Genomic DNA, 13,908 nt, shown 5'->3' on the forward strand with positions numbered 1-13,908 from the left:
ACGCTTCCGGTGCCGCAGGCCAGGTCGACCACGTCGGCGCCAGCGAGCGGGCGCCGCCGGGCGACGGCGTCGAGCAGCTGTTCGGCGATGGGGGCGATGCGTTCTCCGACGGCGTCGTAGCGGCCGGCGGACCAGAGAGACGGGGGCACCGCACCAGCGTGCCACCTTTGAGTCCGCGAACGTGAGTTCCCTGTCGCTGGACCGCGACGGACGCTACAGGGAATGCACGTTCGCGAGCACTCAGCGCGGGGTGTAGCCCGGCGGGTTGGCGCTCTCGACCCACAGGTCGACGCCCAGATCCGAGCCGGGCACACAGTCGTACACCGACAGGTCGGTCACCCCGGACTCGACCAGCACGTCCTCGCACAGCAGCGTGTGACCGGTGTAGTCGGCCGGCTTGGACAACACCACGTAGGCGGCATCGGAATACACCTCGGGCTTGCGTGCGCGCGCCATCGACTCATCGCCGCCGAGCAGGTTCTGCACCGCCGCGGTGGCCACCATGGTGCGCGGCCACAGCGTGTTCGACGCGATCCCGACTCCGCGCATCTCTTCGGCGATGCCCAACGCGCACAGGGTCATCCCGTACTTCGCCATCATGTACGGGGCGGGTTTGAGCCACTTGGGCTCCAGCAGCACCGGCGGCGACAGCGTCAGGATGTGCGGGTTCTCCCGCCCCTTCATGTGCGGGATGCAGGCCTGCGACACCGCATAGGTGCCCCGCACCTGGATGCCGTTCATCAGGTCGAACCGTTTGAGCGGCACATCCTCGATAGATCCCAGGTTGATCGCCGAGGCGTTGTTCACGCAGATGTCGATGCCGCCGAACTGCTCGACGGTCTTGGCCACGGCCGCGGCCACCGAGTCGCCGTCGCGGATGTCGCCGACGATCGGCAGCGCCTGGCCGCCGACCTCCTCGATCTCCTTGGCCGCCGTGTAGACGGTGCCCTCCAGTTTCGGGTGCGGTTCGGCGGTCTTGGCGACCAGTGCGATGTTGGCGCCGTCGGCGGCCACCCGTTTGGCGATCGCCAGCCCGATACCGCGGCTGGCCCCCGAGATGAACATGGTCTTTCCCGCGAACGACATGGGGCCCACCCTAGACGGCGCGGATGTCGGCGGTGACCGCCTTGGTCAGCCGCACCAGATCCCCAGGATCCAGCGAGATGTCCCAGCCCCGTTTTCCGGCGCTGCACAGCACCCGGTCCCAGTGCAGCGCAGAGGAGTCCACGACGGTCGGCAGCGGCTTGCGCTGCCCCAGCGGTGAGATGCCACCCACGACGTAGCCGCTGGACCGCTGTGCCGCCGCCGGATCGGCCATGGTCGCCTTGGGTGCCCCGAGAGCCGCTGCGGCGGCCTTGAGCGACAGCTTGGCGGGCGCCGGCAGCACCGCGACCGCCAGCCCCGTGGGCAACGCGACCACGAGGGTCTTGAAGATCTGCTCGGGCTGAACTCCCTCGGCTTCGGCGAGCGCGGCGACGGCCTCCTCGCCGAACGACTCGGCCCGCGGGTCGTGCGTGTACTGGACCACGGTGTGCGGGGCGCCGGCAGCCACCAGGGCCGCGATCGCCGGGGTTGCTGCTCGCGCCACCGGCACAGATTAGGTTCGGCGCGGCCCGGTGCGCCAGGTGATTCTTGCGGGATCGTCGGTTCCGGTTCGGGCCAGCCGGCGGTAGGTGCGGACCCCGATCCCCAGGACCGCCACCGCGAGCGCTCCGTTGAGCGCGGCCAGCGCGAGCACCGCCCGGCCGGTGTGCCGGGCGGCCGGTAGGTAGCCGTCCAGGAACGTGCCCGGTGCACCGGCAGCGATGAGGTGCACATCGGCCAGCCCCGTGTGCGACGTCGCGCCGCCGCCCAGGCCGCCCTGCAGCACACCCCAGACCACCACCCGGTCACCGCGGCGCAACACGCAGTCGCCGGACCCGGCGTCCTCGTCTCGTCCCGTCGGCCAGTTCCACGCCTGGGTCCCCGAACCGATGCCGTCGACCACGATGGGCGGTCCGCCCGGGAAATCGACCAGGTAGCTGCCGGGCAGCCGGTTGCCGGGCAGCGGGAGGTGTTGTGAGCCGACGGCCAGGCAGGAGTGGGCCGCCACCACGTCGTGCGGCTCGTCCAGGGTGGGGCTGCGCTCACTGATGACCCCGTCCAGCAGCACCGCGCCCGGTGTCTGCGGAGCGTCCCGCCAGGCGATGAACGCGTCACGGTCACGCAGCACCGGCAGCTCTCCCACCTGCATCTCATCGGCCGCTGGCAGCGCGAGGAACAGGCCCGCCGCGCCGTACATCGCTGCCAGCGCGGCGCACGCCACCAGGGCGCCGTGCCGGTCGTGCCGGCTCACCAGCCGGGGCAGGCCGAAGGTGACGAGCAGCACCGCCAGTACCGACAGGATCACGGTGGCGACCAGGATCCGGGCGGCCCAACCGAGCAGATCGGGTGCCACGTCGCCGGTCGCCGGCACGGCCAGGAGCAAGGCCGGTGCGGTGGCGAGTACCAGCAGGCACAGCATGCCCGCGCGCCGGCGCCACCGGTAGGCCAATCCGGCGACGACCGCGGCCAGTCCGGCCCACGCCAGGGCCAGGGTCATGACCGGCTGACCGCGCCGCGACAGCGCAGGCCCAGGTTGACGAACGCGTCGGCGGTCTCGACCGAGTCGAGCACGTCGGCGCGGACCCGCACCGACAGCCCGGATGCGTCGATCGTCAGCACCGGCTGCTCGTCTTCGTCGTCGAACTTCGCGCACCAGTCGCCGACCGCGTCGGCCACCGCCCGCAGGGTGCCGGTCGGCCCGATCCCGTCGGTCGCGAACACCAGCAGCCGGTCGTCCATGGCGGGCAGCGGCTGCAGCGGGCGGCCTCCGGTGACGTGGTCGATGCCCAGGAATCGGGTCATCCACGGGGATGCGCCGCCGATCAGGTCGGCGGCCAGCTCGCGTAGTTCCGGCGGCGGTGCCGGGCCGACGACCAGCACCGGGCCCAGCGTCGCGGGTGTCGGGCAGGTCCAGATGCTGGTGACGATCTGGGTGCTCGGCGGGGTGTGCTGGGGGGACCCGGACCGGGTCATGGTCAGCTTCCAGTCGCCGGTGACCGGGATGACGACGGTGTCGTCCCCGCTGGTGCTGGTGAGCCAGCCGCGCTGCTGCAGAGCCGAATGGAACAAGGCACGTCTGCGCAGCCACCACGCCAGCGTCGTGGCGACGACGAGCACTGTGGCGGCGGCGACGACCAGGGTGGTTGACACGTCCATCGGCACAGTGAGTATTCCCGACGGGCGCTGCATCCGCCCCCGCTACCACGCAGGCCGGGGAACAACCGCGCGGGTGCCCGCTGTTGTGTCACACCAGTAGTGGCCCGACCGCGAGGCCGGCCACCGCCCGTAGTCGGTGTCTACCTCTAGGATCGTGGGAAGGGGATTTTCGGTGCCAGTGTTGACAGCGCTGCCCATGGAGGCCCCAAGGCGTCCGGTGGATCTACCGGAGCTGTTTGGTGACGCCGCTACAGAAGGGACGGTGCTCCCCACGATGACCGACACCGATGGGGTCGCCTCGAAGAGCGCTCTCGAGGGACAGACAGACGCGGACGGCCGGGCCGGGCATGAGGAAACCGATGCCGAGCTGACCGCCCGCTTCGAGCGGGACGCGATCCCGCTGCTCGACCAGCTCTACGGCGGTGCGCTGCGGATGACGCGCAACCCCGCCGATGCCGAGGACCTGCTGCAGGAAACGATGGTCAAGGCCTATTCGGGGTTCCGGTCGTTCCGGGAGGGAACCAACCTCAAGGCGTGGTTGTACCGGATCCTGACCAACACCTACATCAACAGCTACCGCAAGAAACAGCGTCAGCCCGCGGAGTATCCCACCGAGGAGATCACCGACTGGCAGCTGGCGGCCAACGCCGAGCACTCGTCGACCGGGCTGCGGTCGGCGGAGGTGGAGGCGCTGGAGCTGCTACCCGACAGTGAGATCAAAGAAGCCCTGCAGGCTCTGCCCGAGGAGTTCCGGATGGCGGTGTACTACGCCGACGTCGAGGGCTTCCCCTACAAGGAGATCGCCGAGATCATGGACACCCCGATCGGAACGGTGATGTCGCGGCTGCACCGCGGCAGGCGCCAACTACGTGAGCTGTTGGGCGATGTGGCCCGCGACCGTGGCTTCATTCGGGGTCAGGACGCTCCCGAGGAGGTTTCGTCATGAGCGGCAGCGAGAACACCCCGGGCGCTTCGGAATCGTCCATGCCCTCCACGTCCTCAGGTGTCGCGGACTCCGAGGAGCGCTGGACCCCGCCCGTCGGACCGGTGGACCCCGAACATCCCGAGTGCGCCGCGGTGATCGCCGAGGTGTGGACGCTGCTCGACGGTGAGTGCACCGTCGAGACGCGCGACCGGCTGCGCCGGCACCTCGAGGAATGTCCCAGCTGCCTGCGCCACTACGGGATCGAAGAGCGGGTGAAGAAGTTGATCGCCGTCAAGTGCAGCGGCGAACGTGCGCCCGACGGGCTGCGGGAGCGGCTGCGCATCGAGATCAGCCGCACCACGATCATCCGCCGCTGAGTCACCGCCAGCGAGTCACCCGCAGAGAGTCACCGGCAAAGACTGACCGGTAACGAAGAACCGCCCGGCTTCGTCGAAGCTCGGGCGGTTCGCCTGTTTCCGGCGCGAGACCGGACGGTCAGGAATTGGGTCGCTTGCCGTGGTTGGCCTTGCTGTACTTGCGGTCGCGCTTCTTCCGGCCTCGCTTGGCCATCATGTACCTCCGAAGGGTCGTTCGTGGGTGCCCGTCTGTCCGGGCGTTGTCCACCATTGTCTCACGGGCCGGTTGATGCTCCGTCCACAGTGCCGTGTGGTTCGATAGACGCGACATACCGGCAGCAGTTCAGTTGAGTGGGGTGAAGATGGCCGAGGACGTTCGCGCGGAGATCGTGGCCAGTGTGCTCGAGGTCGTGGTCCACGAGGGCGATCAGATCGGTGAAGGCGACACCCTGGTGCTGCTCGAGTCGATGAAGATGGAGATCCCGGTGCTCGCCGAGGTCGCCGGCACCGTCAGCAAGGTCAGCGTGGCCGTCGGCGATGTGATCCAGGCCGGCGACCTGATCGCCGTCATCAGCTAGGGCCGCGTGGTTCAGACCTCGACGGCGGCACCGGCGTTCCGGTAAGCCATGTCCACCCTCGGTGACCTGCTCGCCGAGCACACCGTGCTGCCCGGAAACGCCGTCGACCACCTGCACGCGGTCGTCGGTGAGTGGCAGCTGCTGGCGGACCTGTCGTTCGCCGACTATCTGATGTGGGTGCGCCGCGACGACGGGATGCTGGTCTGCGTGGCCCAGGTGCGGCCCAACACCGCCCCGACGGTGATGCTGGCCGACTCGGTCGGAACGGTCGCCACGCCCGACGACCACCCGATCGTGGCCGCGGCGTTCGACTCGGGCGTCATCGGTGCCTCCACCGTCCAGGGCGGCGACGGTTCTCCCGGCATCCGGGTGGAGGCGGTGCCGGTGCGCTACAAGACCGACGTGGTCGCCGCGCTGACCCATCAGACCTCGCTGGCACCCAGGCAGGCCAGCCCGCTGGAAACCGCGTATGTGGCGTGCGCGGTGGACCTGCTGCACATGCTCTCCGAGGGAACCTTCCCCAACGTGGGCGATCTGGCGATGTCCCGGTCGAGTCCGCGCGCCGGCGACGGGTTCATCCGCCTCGACGAGACCGGTGGGGTCACCTTCGCCAGCCCGAACGCGATCTCGGCGCTGCACCGGATGGGGTTGACCGCCGAACTCGAGGGCCGCAACCTGGTCAGCGTCACCCGGCCGTTGATCTCCGATCCGTTCGAGGCCCAAGAGCTGGCCAACCACGTCCGTGACTCGCTGTCGGGTGGGTCGAGCATGCGGATGGAGGTCGACGCCGGCGGCGCGGCGGTCCTGCTGCGCACGCTTCCGCTGGTCGTTCACGGCGCCGGGGTGGGCGCGGCGGTACTGATCCGCGACGTCACCGAGGTCAAACGCCGGGACCGGGCGTTGCTGTCCAAGGACGCGACCATCCGGGAGATCCATCACCGGGTGAAGAACAACCTGCAGACCGTCGCCGCCCTGCTGCGGCTGCAGGCGCGCCGGACCAGCAATCCCGAAGGGCGTGAGGCACTCATCGAATCGGTGCGCCGGGTGTCCTCGATCGCGCTGGTGCACGACGCGCTGTCGATGTCGGTCGACGAAGAGGTCAATCTCGATGAGGTCGTCGACCGGATCCTGCCGATCATGAACGACGTCGCCACCCCCGAGATCTCCGAGGCCCCCATCCGGATCAACCGGGTGGGGGAGCTGGGGGTGCTCGACGCCGACCGCGCCACGGCACTGATCATGGTGATCACCGAGTTGGTGCAGAACGCCATCGAGCACGCCTTCGAAGACCCGGCCAACGCGCACGGCTGTGTGACCATCCGCGCCGAACGATCGGCACGCTGGCTCGACGTCGTGATCAACGACGACGGGCGGGGGCTGCCGGAGGGCTTCAGCCTGGAGAAATCCGACCGGCTCGGGCTGCAGATCGTGCGGACCCTGGTCGCCGCCGAACTCGACGGCTCGCTGGGCATGCACGACGCTCCGAGCGGCGGCACCGATGTGATCCTGCGGGTCCCGGTCGGCCGCCGTCCGCGGGGCGGACAGTTCTGAGGGGTCCGCGGGGCGGACAGTTCTGAGAGGTCCGCGGGGCGGACAGTTCTGACTTCGCCTCGCGGACGAGCCAATACCGCCGCGGTCCGGCGGCACCACGGGCGCGAATTCGCCGTCCGGAATTCGCGCCGGAAATCGAATTCACAAAACTAACGGCCCCGACCATTGGTCGGGGCCGTCGGCTCGGTGTGCCGGTTTGGTCTATCAGACCCCTGTGCGTGCCTTGGTGCGCGCGTTGCGACGCTTGAGGGCACGACGCTCGTCCTCGCTCATGCCGCCCCACACGCCGGCGTCCTGACCTGAGTCCAATGCCCAGCTCAAGCACTCCGCGGTGACCGGGCAGCGAGCACAGACGAGCTTTGCGTCAGCGATCTGAGCCAGTGCCGGACCGCTGTTTCCCACCGGGAAGAACAGTTCCGGATCCTCGTCGCGACAGACCGCCTTGTGGCGCCAATCCATGAGTCATACTCCTTGTCATGTGCGCAGCAATGCGCACGAGCTTTACTTCGGCTGTTAACGCAAGCGCACCGAATGTTTCTGCGCTGTTGCATCCGATGCTTTCACAGGCTGAACAGATGTCAATAGAACTTCGTTAACACGTGGGCAATGTCACTGCTAGGGCCTGTTACCGGTTGCCTAACACGTTTGTACTAGTCTTAAACCACCTGCGCTCTAATTCACGCCTGTGAGTTAGCTGACTCTAAGCGTTTGCCCAGTTCAAGGCCCTTATTTCGAAGGTTCGGCCGGTGGGGCGACCACGGCGAGGGCGTCGGGCACGGCGGTGAAGCGCAGCGAGTCCCGCTCGCCGATGTAATCGCCGTCGATCTGGCATGCCACCGGGGTGTCGCTGGTCACCGTCAGCCAGGGCAGGTTGTCGTCGCGGACCAGGTGCCGCGCCTCGAGCCGGGGCTTGCGCGAGATCATCTGCTGCACCAACCCCAGGTTGGCCCACACGTTCATGCTGGTGGTCGCGAAGACGCCGAGGCCCGTCTCGAACGTGGTGCCCGGGTTCGTCCACACCGGGCGGTTGTTGGCGTACGTCCAGGGGCTGGAGTTGGACACGAACGCGAAGTGCACGCCGGTGATCGGCTCACGGCCGGGTAGCTGCACCGTCAGGTGGGGCTCCCGGCGTGCGCTGGCCAGCACCTCGCGGATCGCCACCCGGATGTAGCGCGACGCGGTGACCTTGCGCCCCTTGTCGCGTTGCGCCTCCACCGCGGCGACCACGTCGCCGTCGACACCCATCCCGGCGGTGAACACCGCCCACCGCTCGCCGCAGTCCATCAACCCGATGCGGCGCCACGCCGCGCCGCGCCGGTACTCGCCGAGCAGGTCGACCAGCTGATTGGTGGCCTCGATCGGGTCGGGGCTGATACCCAGCGCCCGGGCGAACACGTTGGCCGAACCGCCGGGCACCACCCCGACCGCGGGGCCGCGCACGCCCGGGCCGAGTGCGCCGCGGATGCCGTTGACGACCTCGTTCACCGTGCCGTCACCGCCGTGCACGATCACCACGTCGACCCCGTCCGCGGTGGCCTGCTCGGCGATCTCGATCGCATGGCCGCGGTGGTCGGTGTGTTCGACGGTCAGCCGGGTGCGGCTTTCCAGCGCGTGTGCCAGCAGATCGCGCCCCGCGGGTGTCGTCGATGTCGCATTCGGGTTCACGATCAGCACGGCGCGCACGATGGCTCAGCCTAACGGGGCTCCGGTGAACGCCGGACAACGGCCGATGCCGCGGATCGATCGCCGGCATGAACACATATCAGGACAATGGAATATGTCCGCAGACGACGAGTGAACTCCAGTGGCAGATGACCGTGGTTCCCGAAGGCACCGTGCTGACCTGCGCCCACGACGGGTGCGGATGCCGCGTTCTGGTGCAGTCCGAATGTCACTGCCCGGGCGCCGGGCAGTCCTATGTGTGTGCCTGCGGCACCGAGATGGTGCCGGTCGACAAGTAGCCGGCACAGCCGGCGTTGTCGGCGACGGACACCTGCGCAGGGTCGGCGCCGGTACCGTACAACGGTGACCGAACGCCGACTGCTGCTCGTCAACGGGCCGAACCTCAACCTGCTGGGCACCCGCCAACCCGAGGTGTACGGCACCACCACGCTGGCCCAAATCGAGGCCAGGGTCGCCGAGGTGGCCGCGGAGGCGGGGCTGCAGGTCCGCACCGTGCAGAGCAACCACGAGGGCGCGCTCGTCGACGCCATTCACGCCGCGGCGGCCGACTGCGCCGGCATCGTCATCAACCCCGCCGCCTACAGCCACACCTCCGTCGCGATCGCCGATGCGCTGCGTTCGGTCGGGTTGCCGGTCGCCGAGGTGCACCTGAGCAACATCCACGCCCGCGAGCAGTTCCGGCACCATTCCTATGTGTCGGCGGTCGCCGAGACGGTCATCGCCGGCGCCGGCCCGCTGGGCTACGAGCTGGCGGTGCGCTACCTGGCCGACAGGCTGGCCGGCTGATGCCTCGCGGGCTGCGCATCGCCGGCGCCATCGCCGCGACCGAGGGTGTGCTCGGTCTGGTGATGGCCGTCGTGTTGGTGGTGCGCGAACTGGCCGGCCACCACGAGGACGCGATCAGCGGCTACGGCACCGCCGCGTGGTTCGCGATCATGGGCTCCGGGGTGGCGGCCGCGGGCTGGGCGTTGTGGACCGGGCGGCGTTGGGGTCGCGGTATCGCGGTGTTCGCCAACCTGCTGCTGCTCGGCGTCGCCTGGTACGTGTTCACCTCCGGCCAGGTGCGCTACGCGGTGGTGGTGGGGGCCGCGTCGATCACGGTGCTGGCTCTGTTGTTCAGCCCGTCGGTGGTGGGCTGGCTGGCTCAGCCGGATTCGGCCGCCAACGCCGACAGACGCGGACCGGACACCCGGTAGGTGATCCACTCGCTCTGCGGTGTGCCGCCGACGCCGTCGTAGAGCGCGATCGCGTTGACGTTCCAGTCCAGCACCGCCCAGCTCAGCCGCGAGTAGCCGTGGTCGACGCATTCCCGGGCCAGCGCGGCCAGCAGCCGCCGCGCCAGGCCCCGCCGGCGGAACTGCGGGCGCACGAACAGATCCTCCAGGTAGATGCCGGGCACACCGTCCCAGGTGGAGAAGTTCAGGAACCACAGTGCTGCGGCCGCGGCCTGTCCGTCCACCTCGGCGACATGCGCGTGCACCGTCGGTTGCGGCCCGAAAAGCGCGTTCCGCAATTGGGTTTCGGTCACGGTGCAGTCGGCCGCCGCATGTTCGAACTCGGCCAGCTCGTGAACCATCGCGGTCAGTTCGGCCACGTCGCCGTCGCGGGCGGGGCGGATGACGGCGTCGCTGTCGGTCATGGTGCTACTCCCAGTGCGGACAGTATCGTCCGGAATTTCGCGGTGGTCTCGGCGACCTCGTCGTCGGGGTCGGATTCGGCGACGATCCCGCCGCCGGAGTGGGCCACCGCGGTGCGCCGGTCGGCGGACAGCTGCGCGCAGCGGATCGACACCACCCAGCGGCCGTCACCGCGCTGATCGCACCAGCCCACGGTGCCGGCGTAGAACCCGCGATCGCCCTCGATCTCGTCGATCAGCGCGGTCGCCGCTGCCGTGGGCGACCCCCCGACCGCCGGTGTCGGATGCAGTGCCACCGCGAGATCCAATGCAGTGGTCGATTTTTCGCGGAGACGTCCGGAGATGGGGGTGTAGAGATGCCAGACCGCTGCGGTCTTGGACAGCTGCGGGCGCTCGGCGATCTCGAGATCGGTGCACAGCGGGTCGAGTGCCTCGGCCAACGCGTCGACCACCAACTGGTGTTCGTGGCGGTTCTTCGCCGAGTCGGCCAGCGCGGCCCCGCTGGCCGCGTCCTCGTCGGGATCGGGCAGCCGCGGAGCAGATCCGGCGAACGGCCGGCACAGTACCCGGTCTCCGTGCCGGGCGACCAGCAACTCGGGGCTGGCGCCCAGCAGCACGGTGCCGGAACAGCCCTCGCCGGCCGCCGACAGGTCGACCAGATACTTGGTGGCCTGTGCGTCGTCGGCAGCCAGCCGCAACAGCACCGTGCGGGCGTCCAGCGGGCCGTCGGCGCTGCACCGCAGCGCCCGCGCCAGCACCACCTTGTGCAACGGATCGGCCGGATCACGCAGCCGCGAAAGCGCGGCGGCGACCCGGTCGCGGTGCACTTCGGCCTCGGGCAGCATCTCGGCGATGCTGACCGTCGGCAGCTCGCGGCTCGGCCACGCCGGCAGCGTGTCAGTGAACCGCACCGCCTGCGGACGGATCAGCGCTGCCGGCCGGGCCGTGTCGAAAGGCAAGGCGCCCAACACGATCGGTGCGCTGTGCGAGGCCAGTGCGGCGCGGGCTTCGCCGATCTGGCTGAAGGCGGTGTGCACACCGTCGGCGACCACGGCGCCGTCGGGGCCGGCCAGCACGAACGTCGGTTCGCGGGTCACGCCGGTGTGGCCGGGTTGGGGTGGCCCGTCAAACCCAGCGCGGCGAGCTGGCGCACCCCGTGCTCGAATCCGCACACCGCGATCGACACCGCCGGCATCGCGAACCGGATGCCCTCGTAGACGGGTTGTTCGATCCAGCGGGTGATCACCGCACGGGAGAAGTGGCCGTGCCCGACGAACACCACGTCGCGGGACTGCAGGTGTTCCAGCGCCATCGCGATGGCCTGGTCGGCACGCTGGCACACCTGCGCCGAGGTCTCCCCGCCGGGGCACCCGTGCGTCCACACCAGCCAGTTGGGCACCGCCCGGCGGATCTCCACGGTCGTGGTGCCCTCGTAGTCGCCGTAATCCCATTCGCTGATCAGCGGATTGATCTCGTCGACGGTCAGGCCGGCCAACTCGGCGGTGGTCCGGGCGCGTACCCGCGGGCTGCTGACCACGAACGGGTTGTCGAGTTGCATCTGGCGCAGTGTGTCGGCGGCCGCCTGGGCCTGCTCGCGGCCGTGCGGAGTCAGTTCGAGTTCGGTGCGGCTGGTGTGCTTGCCGGACTTCGACCACTCCGTCTCGCCGTGACGGAGCAGGATCAGCCGGTGCTCGGTGAGGCCCACAGGGTCCGATTCTGCCGCACGGTGCGTCCCGACAGGGGTGTGCGGGTCAAACAAGATCGGGTACACCGGGGATCATGACAGGATGGGAAGCGTGACGCGGGTACTTGCTGTCGCCAATCAAAAGGGTGGGGTCGCCAAAACCACAACGGTGGCGTCGTTGGGTGCGGCAATGGTGGAGATGGGTAAACGGGTGCTGCTCGTCGACCTGGATCCGCAGGGTTGTCTGACGTTCTCGTTGGGTCAGGACCCGGACAAGCTGGCGGTTTCGGTGCACGAAGTGCTGCTCGGCGACGTCGAGCCCGATGCCGCGTTGGTCAGTACGGCGGAGGGAATGACCCTGCTGCCCGCCAACATCGACCTGGCCGGTGCCGAGGCGATGCTGCTGATGCGGGCGGGCCGGGAGTATGCGCTCAAGCGCGCGCTGGCCAAGGTGAACAACGACTTTGATGTGGTGATCATCGACTGTCCGCCGTCACTGGGGGTGTTGACGCTCAACGGTCTGACCGCCGCCGACGCGGTGATGGTGCCGCTGCAGTGCGAGACGCTGGCGCACCGCGGTGTCGGCCAGTTCCTGCGCACCATCAACGACGTGCAGCAGATCACCAATCCCGACCTGTCGCTGCTCGGCGCGCTGCCGACGCTGTACGACTCGCGGACCACGCACAGCCGCGACGTGCTGCTCGACGTGGCCGACCGCTATTCGCTTCCGGTGATCGCGCCGCCGATCCCGCGCACCGTGCGCTTCGCCGAGGCCAGCGCGTCGGGGTCGTCGGTGCTGACCGGGCGCAAGAACAAGGGCGCGATGGCTTACCGGGAACTGGCCGACGCGCTGCTCAGGCACTGGAAGAACGGCAAGGCGCTGCCGACGTTCACCCCCGACGTCTGACGGGCCCGACCTCGCCGAAATGGCATTCCGGCCGCGAAAGTGCGAGAGCAGCGCTGCTGGAATGCCATTTCGGCGCCGGATCAGCGCAGGGCGACCAGGTCGTCGCCGCGCTGCTCGAGCACCGTCGACCCCGCCACCGCAGGCACCACCGGGCCGTCGAGCGCGGGTCGGGACACCGGGATGTGTTTCTCCCCGTCGCCGGTTGCCGGGTCGAACACGTCGTAGCCGCCGCTGACCGGGACCAGCAGCTTGCCGGCCATGGTCGTCGCCGGACCGACCGGGGCGCCCCGCCCCGCCTCGTCCGGCGCGCCGGCCACGGTGTATTTGTACTGAAGGTCGTTGGCCGAGAACACCATCACCGTCTCACCGGTCCACCAGGTGATCAGGTCACCGGCGCGGCTGGTGGCCGACTCGGCCACCGGAACCCCGCTGACCACGGTGCTGTCGGTGACCACCCCCGTCTCGTCGACGATGTCGACGCGGGGTTTGGGGGTCGGCACGTAGACCGCGGTCAAGGTGTCGGCGACCGCCACCACCCGGGCCCCGGTCCCGTCACCGACACCGCGCTGCTGGGCGTACTTCACCTCCGGGGTGTCCTCCTCGTCGGACGGGCGCAGCAGCGTCAGGCGCAGATCACTCTGGTTCGCGCAGGACTCCAGCACCGAGACCGCGGCCGAACTCGCCGCCGCCGAGACGAACCGGCACAGCGGGGAGGCCGGCAGGCCGGGCTTGATCGGCGCATCGAAGACACCGTAGGAGAGCATCCGAACCATGTCCGAGCGCCACATCTCCAGCCGGGTGTCGCCGGCGGACAGGATCGTGGTGCCGTCGGCGGACAGTGTGACGTGGTCATCGGCGTAGCTCGAGCGCGACGGGCCCCGGGTGCCGGTCTTGGCGTCGACCGTGCTGACCTGCCCACAGCCGCGCCCATCCGGGTAGACGGCCACCGCGTAGTTGTAGACCCAGGTGACCCCGCACAGCTGCCGGTCCCGGGCATAGCTCCACACCGGATCGCCGGTCTGCGGGTCACGGCCCTGCATGACCTGGCCGTCGCCGCTCACCACGGCTCCGGCCACGACCACCGGACGGGTGGTGGCGGCGCTGGGGGCAGTCCAGGCCTGGGCCAGCGCATCCGGCACCGTCGTGGCGGATTCGAGCGCCGGCAGCGGCGCCGCGGCCGGCCGGTTCACCGTCGCCCGGGCGTCGCTGGTCCACCACACCAAGGCGGCGACCACGGCGACCGTCGCCGCGATCGCCACCGCGGCGATCACGTCGGCTCGCGTGCGGCGCTCAGGTTTGACCATCGCGCGGCGGTTCGGCTAGTTGGCGGCCGTGGTCTTGTTGGGGC

The 13,908-nt window shown here is 69.5% G+C and carries 19 protein-coding genes and 1 pseudogene; 8 read left to right on the forward strand and 12 right to left on the reverse strand.

Annotation, left to right across the window (positions count from 1 at the left end):
* From ACXAID_RS22655 to ACXAID_RS22675, 5 genes and pseudogenes are all read right to left on the reverse strand, one after another.
* Positions 1-149: pseudogene (locus ACXAID_RS22655) on the reverse strand (class I SAM-dependent methyltransferase); the annotation flags it as partial.
* 91 nt (positions 150-240) lie between these two features.
* On the reverse strand, positions 241-1,086 hold the full coding sequence (locus ACXAID_RS22660) for an SDR family oxidoreductase (RefSeq protein WP_475024441.1): 846 nt from the start codon (positions 1,084-1,086) through the stop codon (positions 241-243).
* Positions 1,087-1,096: 10 nt separating this feature from the next.
* Positions 1,097-1,588 (reverse strand): YbaK/EbsC family protein, encoded by a 492-nt coding sequence (locus ACXAID_RS22665; RefSeq protein WP_475024442.1) that lies wholly within the window; start codon positions 1,586-1,588, stop codon positions 1,097-1,099.
* 9 nt (positions 1,589-1,597) lie between these two features.
* Complete coding sequence (locus ACXAID_RS22670) at positions 1,598-2,581, reverse strand: hypothetical protein (RefSeq protein WP_475024443.1); 984 nt, start codon at positions 2,579-2,581, stop codon at positions 1,598-1,600.
* The gene (locus ACXAID_RS22675; protein WP_475024444.1) at positions 2,578-3,240 is read right to left on the reverse strand and encodes a hypothetical protein; all 663 of its coding nucleotides are present in this window, start codon (positions 3,238-3,240) and stop codon (positions 2,578-2,580) included. Before ACXAID_RS22675 ends, ACXAID_RS22670 begins: the two co-directional genes overlap by 4 nt.
* A gap of 274 nt (positions 3,241-3,514) precedes the next feature.
* Here ACXAID_RS22675 and ACXAID_RS22680 point away from each other — a divergent pair, with 274 nt between their 5' ends.
* Both ACXAID_RS22680 and rsrA read left to right on the forward strand, forming a co-directional pair.
* Complete coding sequence (locus ACXAID_RS22680; protein WP_475024445.1) at positions 3,515-4,186, forward strand: sigma-70 family RNA polymerase sigma factor; 672 nt, start codon at positions 3,515-3,517, stop codon at positions 4,184-4,186.
* Positions 4,187-4,224: 38 nt separating this feature from the next.
* The gene (rsrA, locus tag ACXAID_RS22685) at positions 4,225-4,542 is read left to right on the forward strand and encodes a mycothiol system anti-sigma-R factor (RefSeq protein ID WP_475024456.1); all 318 of its coding nucleotides are present in this window, start codon (positions 4,225-4,227) and stop codon (positions 4,540-4,542) included.
* Between the two features lie 118 nt (positions 4,543-4,660).
* On the opposite strand, the gene ACXAID_RS22690 is transcribed toward rsrA, so the two are convergent.
* Complete coding sequence (locus tag ACXAID_RS22690) at positions 4,661-4,735, reverse strand: 50S ribosomal protein bL37 (protein ID WP_003416889.1); 75 nt, start codon at positions 4,733-4,735, stop codon at positions 4,661-4,663.
* A 148-nt stretch (positions 4,736-4,883) separates the two neighbouring features.
* On the opposite strand from ACXAID_RS22690, the gene ACXAID_RS22695 reads away from it, so the two are divergent.
* Both ACXAID_RS22695 and ACXAID_RS22700 read left to right on the forward strand, forming a co-directional pair.
* A complete protein-coding gene (locus ACXAID_RS22695; RefSeq protein ID WP_003929140.1) occupies positions 4,884-5,099 on the forward strand; it encodes a biotin/lipoyl-binding carrier protein in 216 nt (71 codons plus the stop codon).
* Between the two features lie 48 nt (positions 5,100-5,147).
* Positions 5,148-6,650, forward strand: a complete 1,503-nt coding sequence (locus ACXAID_RS22700) for a sensor histidine kinase (protein WP_475024446.1) — start codon at positions 5,148-5,150, stop codon at positions 6,648-6,650.
* A 204-nt stretch (positions 6,651-6,854) separates the two neighbouring features.
* Here ACXAID_RS22700 and whiB1 read toward each other — a convergent pair whose 3' ends face one another.
* Positions 6,855-7,109 carry a transcriptional regulator WhiB1 gene (whiB1, locus tag ACXAID_RS22705; RefSeq protein ID WP_221370905.1) on the reverse strand — a complete coding sequence of 85 codons (255 nt, stop codon included), beginning with the start codon at positions 7,107-7,109 and terminating at the stop codon, positions 6,855-6,857.
* 267 nt (positions 7,110-7,376) lie between these two features.
* Positions 7,377-8,333 carry a diacylglycerol/lipid kinase family protein gene (locus tag ACXAID_RS22710; protein WP_475024447.1) on the reverse strand — a complete coding sequence of 319 codons (957 nt, stop codon included), beginning with the start codon at positions 8,331-8,333 and terminating at the stop codon, positions 7,377-7,379.
* A gap of 68 nt (positions 8,334-8,401) precedes the next feature.
* Here ACXAID_RS22710 and mymT point away from each other — a divergent pair, with 68 nt between their 5' ends.
* The 3 genes from mymT to ACXAID_RS22725 all read left to right on the forward strand — a co-directional run bounded on the left by mymT (position 8,402) and on the right by ACXAID_RS22725 (position 9,529).
* Positions 8,402-8,611 (forward strand): copper-binding metallothionein MymT, encoded by a 210-nt coding sequence (gene mymT, locus ACXAID_RS22715; RefSeq protein WP_475024448.1) that lies wholly within the window; start codon positions 8,402-8,404, stop codon positions 8,609-8,611.
* Between the two features lie 64 nt (positions 8,612-8,675).
* A complete protein-coding gene (aroQ, locus tag ACXAID_RS22720; protein WP_475024449.1) occupies positions 8,676-9,119 on the forward strand; it encodes a type II 3-dehydroquinate dehydratase in 444 nt (147 codons plus the stop codon).
* Positions 9,119-9,529: a hypothetical protein gene (locus ACXAID_RS22725; protein ID WP_475024450.1), complete on the forward strand. Its 411-nt coding sequence runs from the start codon at positions 9,119-9,121 to the stop codon at positions 9,527-9,529. Before aroQ ends, ACXAID_RS22725 begins: the two co-directional genes overlap by 1 nt.
* Here ACXAID_RS22725 and ACXAID_RS22730 read toward each other — a convergent pair.
* Genes ACXAID_RS22730 through ACXAID_RS22740 form a run of 3 tightly spaced genes read right to left on the reverse strand, consistent with a single transcriptional unit; the run spans position 9,478 to position 11,674 of the window.
* Positions 9,478-9,972 carry an N-acetyltransferase family protein gene (locus ACXAID_RS22730; protein ID WP_475024451.1) on the reverse strand — a complete coding sequence of 165 codons (495 nt, stop codon included), beginning with the start codon at positions 9,970-9,972 and terminating at the stop codon, positions 9,478-9,480. The two genes, ACXAID_RS22725 and ACXAID_RS22730, sit on opposite strands and share 52 nt — an antisense overlap.
* The gene (locus ACXAID_RS22735; RefSeq protein ID WP_475024452.1) at positions 9,969-11,066 is read right to left on the reverse strand and encodes an isochorismate synthase; all 1,098 of its coding nucleotides are present in this window, start codon (positions 11,064-11,066) and stop codon (positions 9,969-9,971) included. The genes ACXAID_RS22730 and ACXAID_RS22735 overlap by 4 nt, the downstream gene beginning before the upstream one ends.
* Positions 11,063-11,674 carry an acid phosphatase gene (locus ACXAID_RS22740; protein WP_475024453.1) on the reverse strand — a complete coding sequence of 204 codons (612 nt, stop codon included), beginning with the start codon at positions 11,672-11,674 and terminating at the stop codon, positions 11,063-11,065. The genes ACXAID_RS22735 and ACXAID_RS22740 overlap by 4 nt, the downstream gene beginning before the upstream one ends.
* A gap of 82 nt (positions 11,675-11,756) precedes the next feature.
* On the opposite strand from ACXAID_RS22740, the gene ACXAID_RS22745 reads away from it, so the two are divergent.
* A complete protein-coding gene (locus ACXAID_RS22745) occupies positions 11,757-12,560 on the forward strand; it encodes a ParA family protein (RefSeq protein ID WP_475024454.1) in 804 nt (267 codons plus the stop codon).
* An 80-nt stretch (positions 12,561-12,640) separates the two neighbouring features.
* Here the strand turns inward: ACXAID_RS22745 and ACXAID_RS22750 are convergent, their stop codons facing one another.
* Positions 12,641-13,864: an Rv3212 family protein gene (locus ACXAID_RS22750; RefSeq protein ID WP_475024455.1), complete on the reverse strand. Its 1,224-nt coding sequence runs from the start codon at positions 13,862-13,864 to the stop codon at positions 12,641-12,643.
* Between the last annotated feature and the right edge of the window lie 44 nt (positions 13,865-13,908).

The organism is Mycobacterium sp. ABE4_509 (genome assembly GCF_056160785.1).

What these genes read in the sequence shown, in the direction of transcription:
- ACXAID_RS22725 (WP_475024450.1), top strand. Translation starts at nt 9,119, where the DNA reads ATGCCTCGCGGGCTGCGCATCGCCGGCGCCATCGCCGCGACCGAGGGT.
- whiB1 (WP_221370905.1), bottom strand. Translation starts at nt 7,109, where the DNA reads ATGGATTGGCGCCACAAGGCGGTCTGTCGCGACGAGGATCCGGAACTG.
- ACXAID_RS22730 (WP_475024451.1), bottom strand. Translation starts at nt 9,972, where the DNA reads ATGACCGACAGCGACGCCGTCATCCGCCCCGCCCGCGACGGCGACGTG.
- mymT (WP_475024448.1), top strand. Translation starts at nt 8,402, where the DNA reads ATGAACACATATCAGGACAATGGAATATGTCCGCAGACGACGAGTGAA.
- ACXAID_RS22680 (WP_475024445.1), top strand. Translation starts at nt 3,515, where the DNA reads ATGACCGACACCGATGGGGTCGCCTCGAAGAGCGCTCTCGAGGGACAG.
- ACXAID_RS22700 (WP_475024446.1), top strand. Translation starts at nt 5,148, where the DNA reads ATGTCCACCCTCGGTGACCTGCTCGCCGAGCACACCGTGCTGCCCGGA.
- ACXAID_RS22695 (WP_003929140.1), top strand. Translation starts at nt 4,884, where the DNA reads ATGGCCGAGGACGTTCGCGCGGAGATCGTGGCCAGTGTGCTCGAGGTC.
- ACXAID_RS22750 (WP_475024455.1), bottom strand. Translation starts at nt 13,864, where the DNA reads ATGGTCAAACCTGAGCGCCGCACGCGAGCCGACGTGATCGCCGCGGTG.
- ACXAID_RS22660 (WP_475024441.1), bottom strand. Translation starts at nt 1,086, where the DNA reads ATGTCGTTCGCGGGAAAGACCATGTTCATCTCGGGGGCCAGCCGCGGT.
- ACXAID_RS22675 (WP_475024444.1), bottom strand. Translation starts at nt 3,240, where the DNA reads ATGGACGTGTCAACCACCCTGGTCGTCGCCGCCGCCACAGTGCTCGTC.
- rsrA (WP_475024456.1), top strand. Translation starts at nt 4,225, where the DNA reads ATGCCCTCCACGTCCTCAGGTGTCGCGGACTCCGAGGAGCGCTGGACC.
- ACXAID_RS22745 (WP_475024454.1), top strand. Translation starts at nt 11,757, where the DNA reads ATGGGAAGCGTGACGCGGGTACTTGCTGTCGCCAATCAAAAGGGTGGG.
- ACXAID_RS22670 (WP_475024443.1), bottom strand. Translation starts at nt 2,581, where the DNA reads ATGACCCTGGCCCTGGCGTGGGCCGGACTGGCCGCGGTCGTCGCCGGA.